The 9,446-nt window shown below is 62.0% G+C and carries 13 protein-coding genes; 7 read left to right on the top strand and 6 right to left on the bottom strand.

Translation table 11 applies throughout. The features are described 5' to 3' along the window. Positions 1-65: 65 nt before the first annotated feature. Positions 66-632, bottom strand: a complete 567-nt coding sequence (locus tag AC1D1L_RS29320; protein WP_477344767.1) for an RBBP9/YdeN family alpha/beta hydrolase — start codon at positions 630-632, stop codon at positions 66-68. Between the two features lie 113 nt (positions 633-745). On the opposite strand from AC1D1L_RS29320, the gene AC1D1L_RS29315 reads away from it, so the two are divergent. Both AC1D1L_RS29315 and AC1D1L_RS29310 read left to right on the top strand, forming a co-directional pair. After that, positions 746-1,219, top strand: coding sequence for an Lrp/AsnC family transcriptional regulator (locus tag AC1D1L_RS29315; protein ID WP_477344765.1), 474 nt, complete (start codon positions 746-748; stop codon positions 1,217-1,219). Positions 1,220-1,345: 126 nt separating this feature from the next. Further along, complete coding sequence (locus AC1D1L_RS29310) at positions 1,346-1,759, top strand: DoxX family protein (RefSeq protein WP_477344763.1); 414 nt, start codon at positions 1,346-1,348, stop codon at positions 1,757-1,759. A gap of 12 nt (positions 1,760-1,771) precedes the next feature. Here AC1D1L_RS29310 and AC1D1L_RS29305 read toward each other — a convergent pair whose 3' ends face one another. From AC1D1L_RS29305 to AC1D1L_RS29290, 4 genes are all read right to left on the bottom strand, one after another. Then, on the bottom strand, positions 1,772-2,077 hold the full coding sequence (locus tag AC1D1L_RS29305) for a hypothetical protein (RefSeq protein ID WP_112566876.1): 306 nt from the start codon (positions 2,075-2,077) through the stop codon (positions 1,772-1,774). A 133-nt stretch (positions 2,078-2,210) separates the two neighbouring features. Then, positions 2,211-2,480 (bottom strand): hypothetical protein, encoded by a 270-nt coding sequence (locus AC1D1L_RS29300; protein ID WP_477344761.1) that lies wholly within the window; start codon positions 2,478-2,480, stop codon positions 2,211-2,213. 223 nt (positions 2,481-2,703) lie between these two features. Further along, entirely contained in the window at positions 2,704-2,898 is a 195-nt protein-coding gene (locus AC1D1L_RS29295) for a hypothetical protein (RefSeq protein WP_352593149.1), read from the bottom strand. A gap of 34 nt (positions 2,899-2,932) precedes the next feature. Next, positions 2,933-3,373: a Ros/MucR family transcriptional regulator gene (locus AC1D1L_RS29290; RefSeq protein ID WP_477344758.1), complete on the bottom strand. Its 441-nt coding sequence runs from the start codon at positions 3,371-3,373 to the stop codon at positions 2,933-2,935. 536 nt (positions 3,374-3,909) lie between these two features. Between AC1D1L_RS29290 and AC1D1L_RS29285 the strand changes: the two genes are divergently transcribed. From AC1D1L_RS29285 to AC1D1L_RS29275, 3 genes are read left to right on the top strand one after another with little or no spacing between them, the layout of a single operon-like run. Next, positions 3,910-4,326 carry a hypothetical protein gene (locus tag AC1D1L_RS29285; RefSeq protein ID WP_477344756.1) on the top strand — a complete coding sequence of 139 codons (417 nt, stop codon included), beginning with the start codon at positions 3,910-3,912 and terminating at the stop codon, positions 4,324-4,326. Beyond that, the gene (locus AC1D1L_RS29280) at positions 4,319-4,693 is read left to right on the top strand and encodes a hypothetical protein (RefSeq protein WP_477344754.1); all 375 of its coding nucleotides are present in this window, start codon (positions 4,319-4,321) and stop codon (positions 4,691-4,693) included. Before AC1D1L_RS29285 ends, AC1D1L_RS29280 begins: the two co-directional genes overlap by 8 nt. Continuing rightward, positions 4,653-5,327 carry a terminase large subunit domain-containing protein gene (locus AC1D1L_RS29275; RefSeq protein ID WP_477344819.1) on the top strand — a complete coding sequence of 225 codons (675 nt, stop codon included), beginning with the start codon at positions 4,653-4,655 and terminating at the stop codon, positions 5,325-5,327. Before AC1D1L_RS29280 ends, AC1D1L_RS29275 begins: the two co-directional genes overlap by 41 nt. Before the next feature lie 85 nt (positions 5,328-5,412). Here AC1D1L_RS29275 and AC1D1L_RS29270 read toward each other — a convergent pair whose 3' ends face one another. Then, a complete protein-coding gene (locus AC1D1L_RS29270) occupies positions 5,413-6,312 on the bottom strand; it encodes an ankyrin repeat domain-containing protein (protein WP_477344752.1) in 900 nt (299 codons plus the stop codon). 536 nt (positions 6,313-6,848) lie between these two features. On the opposite strand from AC1D1L_RS29270, the gene AC1D1L_RS29265 reads away from it, so the two are divergent. Both AC1D1L_RS29265 and AC1D1L_RS29260 read left to right on the top strand, forming a co-directional pair. Continuing rightward, entirely contained in the window at positions 6,849-8,462 is a 1,614-nt protein-coding gene (locus AC1D1L_RS29265) for a phage terminase large subunit family protein (RefSeq protein ID WP_477344750.1), read from the top strand. 35 nt (positions 8,463-8,497) lie between these two features. Next, entirely contained in the window at positions 8,498-9,442 is a 945-nt protein-coding gene (locus tag AC1D1L_RS29260; protein ID WP_477344817.1) for a glycosyltransferase, read from the top strand. Positions 9,443-9,446: the final 4 nt, after the last annotated feature.

Below are 9,446 nucleotides of genomic sequence, written 5' to 3'. Positions count from 1 at the left end.
ACGCCCCTCGCGAGAGATAGCTGGCACGACAAGTCGCGGCAAGGCCCGGCGCCCGGTTCGGGCGACTACCGTGCGATCGCGGGTTCCTGGGCGGCGGCCTGTATCCCTCTCTCGAAAGCCATCAGCAGCTCCATTCCCGCAGGCCAGTCGCCCAGCCCGCTGTCGCTGTTGATGTGGCCGAGCGGCCCGGCGATGTGCAGCGCGCTGCCCCATTGCCCGGCCTTCGCCACGGCATAGCCATGCGGGTCGTAAGGGTCGTCGGTGCTGGCGACGATCAGCGAGGGAAAGCGGAGCGGGTCGCGCGACGTGTCTGCGAAGGGTCGCCCGTAAGCGGGATAGGCGGGCGATGCCGGATCGGGAACCGCAACAAGGAACGCGCCGCCGACCTGGCGGCTCGACACTGTCTGCCAATGCGCCACCAGCAGGCAGCTGAGGCTGTGGGCGATGAGCACCGGCGGCGTTGTTGCCTGTGACACCGCGGTTTCCAGCGCTGCCACCCAGTCGTCGAAATCCGGCAGGTCCCAGCTCGCCGGGCTGAAGCGACGCATCGCCGGGTTGGCCTGCTGCCAGCGCGTCTGCCAGTGGGCCGCGCCCGATCCGCCGCTGCCCGGCAAGATGATGAAGTCGGTCATGGAATGTCCTGTCTCCTGGTGAACGATGCCGGCCAATTCTAGGTCTTCTCCTCATCCACGGAATGAGAGATCATCGGAAAGCAGCGAAGAATTCCGATGGATTGAAGGTGCTCATGGCAAACGGCGATTACCGGCCACGGCTCGACCCCACCGACATGGCGATCATCGAGATCATGCAGGAGGATGGCCGCATCGGCATTTCCGAACTCGGCCGCCGCGTAGGCCTGTCGCAGCCCGCGACGTCGGAGCGAGTGAAGCGGCTGGAGGAGCGCGGCATCATCGCCGGCTACCGGGCGGCGATCGATCCCGCCGCCCTCGGTCTCGGCACGATGGCCATGATCCGCCTGCGAACAACGCATGAGCACATCCAGACCTGCCTGAAGAAATTCGCTTCCATGCCGCAAGTGCTCGAGGTGCTGCGGGTGACCGGCGAGGACTGTTTTCTGGTCAAGGTCGTCGTCCCGTCGCCGCCCGACCTCGAAAGCATCGTCGACGCCATCGGCCGCTACGGCGCGGTGACGACCAATGTGGTGCTGCGCGCCGAGCCGCCGAAGCGGTTGGGACGCGAGCTGATGGCGAAGCTCTGAGCGGGATTCCCAGGCGCCGCCAAGACGTCCTGCTTTACCAGCCAAGAATTTTTGCGGGATGATGTCGGATCGGCGGCGTGCCGCCCGTCCTTGGAGCGAAAACCCTAGCAATCCCAGGAGGACATTATGGAAACCGTTCAATCGCCGTGGCAGACCGCGGCCATTCTCATCGCCCGCTTGATCCTGGCCGCCATGTTCGCGATGGGGGCGGCTTTCAAGTTCATGGACATGGGCATGACCGCCGGCTACATCGCCGCCGCCGGTTTCCCGTTCCCGTTGTTTCTGGCCTGGTGCGCCGCGATCCTAGAAACGCTGCTGGTGATCGCCCTCCTGACCGGCGCGTTCTTCACGCCGGCGGCCCTGGTCGCTGCCGTCTATGTGGTCTTCCTCGGCTTTGCCTTCCACGGTCCGTCGCACTGGGCCGGCAACCAGGCCGAGTTCGGCGCTTTCATGTCCCATTTCCCGTTCGCCGCCGGCCTGCTGTTTGCCGCCGTACACGGACCGGGCAGCGTGCTGGCCTCCAAGCTCGGCCGAGGGTGAGGCCGGCAAGTCTCACATCTGGTCGTTGTAGGGTTCCTTCATCTGGCCGACCATGCGCGCCAGCTTCGAGAAGGAAGGCATGTCCGTCTCCGGCTGGCACTGATTGGCCAGTTGCAGGAGCCGGATCGGGAAGTTGACGGCGTCGCGGCTGGACTCCGACATGCCGCCGGACCGTTCCTCGCCGGTTTCGATGGCCTCGGCCTTGCGCAAGGCGATGTCGATGTCCTCGACCGACAGCACGCCCTTGCGGACCAGAACCTGGTTGATCGAGGCGACGGCCATCAGCAGGCCTTCGAGTTGCAGGTTGGCGACATTCATGGCGTTTGCTCCCATTGGCTAAAGCAATTCCAGGAAAAGTGTGAAGCGGTTTTCCCTCCGGAATTGCGTAAACAAAACTCCAGCGTCAACGCATGAGCGCCTGTTCCGATCCAGAGGGAGGTGTAGTCCGGCCTTACTCTTCCATCCAGCGACGGCCGTATTCGGCCCACAGCGCCTTGACCTCCCGGCTGCCGAGGCGCGGGGCCGAGCCGTCGCCAAAGGCGATCGAGACGGCGCTGATGTCGTAATGGGGGTGGGCGTCGATGACGAAGCGGATCGCCTCGCCAAGCGGCCTTCTGCTGATGACCGGATCGGCCTGGCCCCGGCCGACGCTGCGGACGCCCGAAACAGTGGCTGGCGCATGCCGCATCCTGAACACGGATGCCATGGCTGGTTTGTCCATGCTGCATTCTCCCCGAGTCGGAGCGGAATGATTCCATAAGCGCCGGCTAATGGCCAGTCGGTCGATGCCTGTCGAAGGCTGCGCCCTGCGATCCGCCGCGATTGCCGGGTGAGGGCAGTTATGCTATGATTTGCCTATGGTGCTGATTTGCGCCGACGACCCGCCGCCGAGGCGGGTTTTTCGTTTTTGGCGATATCCCGCAGCCGGCTGACAGTCATCACACTCAGGCCAACGGATCCTCCGCCGGCGGCTTGGCGGGGAGGCCGAGCCTTGTCCGCTCGCCATCGGCAAAATCCTCGGCCGCTTCCTGGGCTTCGAACAGGCGCTGGGTCACCGTGCCGTTCTTGGCAACCAGCACCGCCCATTGGCGGCGACCGACGCGTTCGACACGAACGTCATTGGGCTCGTCGGCCACCATGATCGACCTCCCGGACGGCGCAGGGGGCGTCGCGTTACGCCTTGGTCTTGCGCTTGGCCGGCGCTTTGGCGGCGGGTGCCTCTGTCCTGATGCCGAGCCCGAACTCCTTTGCCAGCTCAGATCGCTTGGCGGCGTAGCTGGGCGCCGTCATCGGATAGTCTCCGGGCAGATCCCATTTGGTGCGATAAGCCTCCGGCGTCATACCATGGGCGGAGCCAAGGTGGCGCCGCAGCGACCTGAATTTTTTGCCGTCCTCGAGGCAGTAAATGAAATTCGGCGTCACCGAGCGCTTGCGATTGACGGCAGGCTCCGGTGCCGGTTGCGGCGGAGCAACCGGATTGTCCACGGCCGCAAGCGCCGAGTTGACGCTCTCGATCAACGCCGGCAAGCCTTCCGGAGGCACCGAATTGTTGCTCACGAAGGCCGCGACGATGTCGGCGGTCAAATTTATATTTCGGATTTTGTCGTCAGACATGGCTTCTCGTGCCCCCTTGATGCCAAAGTACAAATTATCAGACAAACTTCCCCTGCGGCATGGCACTTTAGCACATATGCATATGAATTGACGATAAATATGGTAGCGCTAACACCGCTGGGTCCTTGACCGATATAGGAATTTTTTCTTATTTCCTATTGACGGATGAGGGCAGCTATCGTATCATTTCTCCATGGTGCTGATTTGCGCCAGCAACCCGCCGCCGAGGCGGGTTTTGTTTTTCAGGCACACTCAAAAATGCGCCAACGTTGATGTTGGCGGGCCAGCACCCCCCTCTGGCCTGCCGGCCATCTCCCCCTCAAGGGGGGAGATCAGCCTTCACAGCGGCCTTCGCTAATCGTCAACGGTGCACAATGGGCTGCAGAATGGGCGATGAGCCCAAGGCTGCTAATCTCCCCCCTTGAGGGGGAGATGTCCGGCAGGACAGAGGGGGGTGTGAAGGAACGGTTGCTCTCGCGATCTTCTGGTCCACATGCCGGCCCTTCGCCCCACAACGCAGTATCCGCGAGAAGCCCATGTCCAACCGCTATGCCACCATCATCATCGACGATGACGGCTGCGAGCTCGTCAGCGCCATCGGCCTGTTCGAAGGCACCGCGCCGCAGGCGCGTGTCGGCCGCATCGAGCCGGTCGTGCCGGGCGTGCTGATCGGCATGATCCGAGGCGGTCCCGTCGACGCGATCGGCGGCTTCGGCTTTCCGCGCGGCACGCACGACGGAAGCGCGATCGGCCTTGTCAGGGCAAGCCTGAAAGGTGCGCCTGCCGAAAAGAGCCACGCGCCGGCCGATGCTGCTGATGCGGCCAACCGCAAGACCACCCGGAAACCGGCGAAGGCAAAACGGCGCAAGCCCGGCAAAATCAAGCGGGCGAGACCGGCGAGGCAGGTTGCCGCCAGCAAGGCTGAGCCCGCCGGGATCCCGGATCATGGCTGACCGGACGGCGCCGCGTGCGCGCCCTGGCCGCAAGGCGCCAGCCGCCGCTGCCACAACGAAGCGCACGAAGAAGACGCTTGGCGACGATTTCCTCAACGCCGTGCGCGCCGATTTTCGTGCCCACGGCGCCGGTGTGATTGCCGCGGTCAGGGCCGACAAGCCCGACCAGTATCTGAAGATCGTGCAATCGGTGCTTCCCAAGGATTTACATGTCTCCCTCGACCATCTGGAAACCCTGAGCGATGACGAGATCCGCCGCCGTATCCGCGGCCTCGAAGCCGTCCTCGGTCCGTTCGGCGACCAACCGGACGGCACGCCGGCACTATCTGGCGCTGCTGCAGGAACTGGACCGAAGACGCAGGACTAATCTTCTTGCATCTTACACGCCGTATGAACGCCAGGCCGAGTTCCACGCTGCGGGTGCGGCGAACCGCGAACGGCTGTTCATGGCCGGCAACCAGCTCGGCAAGACCAGGGCCGGCGGCGCCGAATGGGCCATGCACCTCACCGGCCGTTATCCCCACTGGTGGCAAGGCAAGACCTTCGACACCGCCGTGCGGCTCTGGGCGGCCGGCGTGACCGGCGAGGGCACGCGCGACAACCCGCAGCGCGTGCTGGTCGGCCCGCCGCAGCAGCAGGCCGCCTGGGGCACCGGCATGATCCCCGCCGACGCCATTGTGCACACCACCATGGGCCGCGGCGCGCCGGGCGCGCTCGACAGCATCGTGGTGCGCTGGGGCGGTGGCGGCGACGTGCAGGCCGATGAATCGGTGCTGTCGTTCAAGAGCTATGAGAAGGGCCGCGAAAAGTGGCAGGGCGAAACCCTGCACGGCGTCTGGTTCGACGAGGAGCCGCCGCTCGACATCTATTCCGAAGGATTGACCCGCACCAACGCCACGGGCGGCATCACCATCGTCACGTTTACACCGCTGCTCGGCATGTCGGATGTGGTGCTGCGGTTTTTGGATGCGCAGGAGGTGGAGGGCAGGGGCAAGGGGTGATGCGCCTGTCTTCCCCTCTCCCACAAGGGAGAAGGGAGCCGCTTCCCACCGTAGAGGATGACAGTACCCGCCGGAACAATCAATTCTAGGGAAGCGGCAACGGTGTTTCACTCAAGGTCCTGAGGTAAGCGATGAGGTCTGCTCGCTGCTTCTCGTCCTGCAGACCCGGGAAACTCATATCGGTTCCAGGCAAAGTGAGTGCGGGGTTTGAGATAAAAAAATTGAGTTCCTCAAAGGTCCAATTGCCACCAGCTTCCTTTAGACTTGACGAATACTGGACATCGCTTTGCGATGCCTTCCGCCGCCCTACGATCCCCCACAGATTGGGCTTGGGATTCTTGACCCCCAGCACCACAAGATGACAAGCCCCGCACGTCCTACCGAAAATCTCTTTGCCCGATTCAGCGCTTGCCGATGCAAGCCGTGGCGAAATCGGCGCAATGGCCGGTCGTCCGGCACCATGACTGTCCAAGTAGGCCACGACGTCGTCGTGACCCCTCAGCTTGGCCAGATGTATGGGCGGACTTCCATTCGATGTCAGTGCATTGACCTCTGCTCCAGCATCCACAAGATAGACGACGCACTGAAGGCAGCCATTTTCGGCAGCCACGTGAAGCGGGGTCTGCGCTTTCGCCAACTGATTTGGATTGGCCCCATTGTCGAGTAACAGCTTCACGATGTCGGCGTACCCACCCTTGTTGGCGGCGTAGAGTGGCGTTCTTTGCCAACTGACGGGCAGGTTGACGTCCGCCCCGCGATTGATCAGAAGTTTTGCCAGTTCGACATTTCCGACTTCACAGGCGATGTAGAGCGCCGTAACGCCGTCAACTTCGTTGATAGCAGCGCCTTCGTCCAAGGCGGAAGTCACCGCTGCGACGTCGCCCTTCCTGACTAGATCACCCAAGTTGCTCGCCTGGGCGGGCAGCGCAAAAAGCCAAAGCACCCACGAAGCCCTTATCACCCATATGCGTCCCTGCTTGATCATTGCATCCTCCCTGATGAGCGTTCTTGACGGGTGTTGTCGGAAGCAGACATGCGTGTTTGATCGCGCCCCAGAGAGACCTTGACACGAGGTGCAAAGAAGCAACGCAAATACAGCTGATTGGTTATGACGTAGGTACCTTCGCAGATATGGTATTGGCCGTCTGGGGATTCCTGCACACGGTCCGGTGGGATGATGAAATTATCCGGCAAATAGATGTAACCACCGTCGATCCTGGACCGCACCGAAGACCGAGGTATGGGGCGACAATCAGAACCACCGCAACACCTGAATTTCGTCTGTGGGTCAACCCTGTCTTCGTACCAGTCGTGGGCACTGGCGGCTGTCGCGGCGGCGATAAACATCGCCGTGAAGATGAAACTTCGCATGGCATTCCTCAAGCATCCGGCAGGCCCTGCTTGCTGGAGCGTCTATGTATATTAGCGTCCCATTGAGAATGCCATTGGCCGCCGGCTGACAGACGCAGCTCCGGCAAGATTGGTTTGACCCTTCCTGGCCATCAATGACCGAGGTGAGGCATGTCCCGTCACGTCACCTTCATGACCATCGACGATGCCGAACACTATTCGCCGGACGAGCGCGCGGCGATCATTGCCGCCTATCCCGAGCATGAGCGTGAGGCGCGTGCGCGCGGCGTTCCGGTGCTGGGCTCCGGCCGCATCTTTCCGATCGCCGAGGAGCTGATCGCCTGCGAGCCGTTCCGGCTGCCGCGCTACTGGCCGCGGATCGGCGCGCTCGATTTCGGCTGGGACCATCCGTCGGCCGCGGTTGAGCTCGCCTGGGATACGGAGGCCGATGTCGTCTACGTCACCAAGGCGGCGCGGGCCTCGCAACAGACGCCGGCGATGCAGGTGCTGGCGCTGAAGCCTTGGGGCGAATGGCTGCCCTGGGCCTGGCCGCGCGACGGTCGCCGCGAGACGCTGGAAGGGGCGGGCACCGCGCTGGCCAAACAATATGCCGCGCACGGGCTGAACATGCTTGCGGGCCATGCCCGCTTTGCCGACGGCTCGGTCTCGGTCGAGGCCGGGCTGATGGAGATGCTCGACCGCATGCAATCCGGCCGCTTCAAGGTGTTCTCGACGCTGCTGCCCTGGTTCGAGGAATTCCGGATTTTCCATCGGAAGGATGGCAAGGTTGTTAAGCTGCGGGACGATTTGATGGCCGCGACGCGCTACCGCAAGCTGACGCTCGCCTATGTCAGCGGCGCAGGCACCTTACCGACGACGGCCAATGGCATCTGGCTGATGTTCGACCGCGCTGGCGACAAGGGCGCCGACGGGACAGGGACGGGGGATTTTTCGGGGCCTGCGTCTTCGGTGACCGACAACATTGTCACGTTCGCCGGCACGACGGGCAAGATGGGGAAGGATAGCGGCATCAAGGCATCCGACCTGATCGCCGGTCCGGCCTCGGCGATCGCCGACAACATCGCCACCTTCAACGGCACGACGGGCAAGCTGGCCAAGGACAGCGGGATCGCGGTGTCGAGCCTCGCGCCAAAAGCCAGCCCAACATTTACCGGGACACCGGCTGCGCCTACGGCGGCGCCTGGCACCAACACGACGCAGCTTGCGACGACGGGGTTTGTCGCCGTAGCTATCGCTGGTATTTCTTCAGTCTATCAGGCTGCATCAGCGGTTTTGACCGCATTGACCGGCATCGGCACGGCAGTTGCCGGAGACCTTATCTACGGCACAGGTGTGGGAACTTGGGGGCGCCTCGCCAAGGGAGCGGCAAGTCAGGCCCTTCTAATGAACAGCGGCGGGTCAGCCCCACAGTGGGGGACGTTACCGTTTACCAAATCGTTCGAAAGCGCCCCACAAACGCTCACGGCCGGCGGCTCTCTCATCCTTGCCCATGGACTTGGGGTCAAGCCGCCGCTCTATGTAGCCTTCATCCAATGTACTACGGCCAATTCGGGGTACGCGGTTGGTGATGAGATACCCATTAACCCCGCTCTCAATACAACTGATGCGACCGTTCAAGCTATTAGCATTGTGCCGGACGCGACCAATTTGAATGTACGGGTTGGTAGCGCTGCTGGCTCAATCAAAATCCTCAACAAGGCTGGAGCCGGTTTTAACGATATAACGAACGCTAGCTGGAAACTCGTTGTGAGGGCATGGGCCTAGCTTGCCAAATATGGGCAACGGTCTAAACCTTGGAAATGCATATTACTATTGCAGTGCAAGGCAAAATACCCTCTAGAGGCTACGGTGGCACCCAGCGGCAAATCGATTGGCTGGCCAGCGAACTCGTATCTCTCGGACATCAAATCACGCTGATTGCCGGCCCGGGATCAAGCCATCCGCGTTGCGAGGTCCGGCAGGTGGCGTCAGTAGCGGAATGCCTGGCGGCGATCCCTGCCAATACTGACATCGTGCATTTCAATGGCTGGTATGATGTAGAGAGCCCATATCGTGCGCTTTACACCCTGCACGGCTATGTTCCGAACGCCCCGAGGGAGGGGCTAAATTTCAGCTTTGTCAGCGCCAGTCACGCGCATCAGCATAACCGAGAAACGTTTGTTTATAACGGTTTCCCGGTAGATGCCTATCGGCTCGCAGATCGCAAAGTTGACCGGCTATTGTTTCTGGGCGGCATAGCAAGGGCCGGGAAGGGCCTCAACCGGGCCGTTGGTCTGGCAAAGAAATTCAACTTCGAGCTCGATATTGCAGGTGGATCGAGGTGGAAGTTGCTGGGGCGCAGCCAGACCCGGAAAGACGGCCTGTTCTTCAAGAGCTTGTCGTGGCGCTACCGTTTCCACGGTGCCGTCGATGGCGAAGAGAAGCTGCGATTGCTCGGCGAGGCGCGTGCATTCCTTAATCCGATCTCTTGGGTAGAGCCGTTCGGCATGGCCCCAGTCGAAGCAATGCTATGCGGGACCCCGGTGCTGACCACGCGGTGGGGTGCGCTTGCAGAAACGGTCGATGCAGAGAGCGGGCGCTTCTTTGAAACCGATGAGGATTTTGCTCACGTTCTCAATGAGATCGACAGCATTTCCGCGCGAACATGCCGTGAATCAGCTGCCGAAAGGTTTCCGATCCAGATGACCGCAAAGGCCTACTTGGAACTCTATAAACGCATCCTCGATGGCGAAACGCTTCCGTGAACCC

This window comes from Mesorhizobium sp. P2_D6 (genome assembly GCF_056404315.1).
The sequence above is the reverse complement of the archived record's forward strand: the minus strand, read 5'-3'. Positions and strand labels throughout refer to the sequence as shown.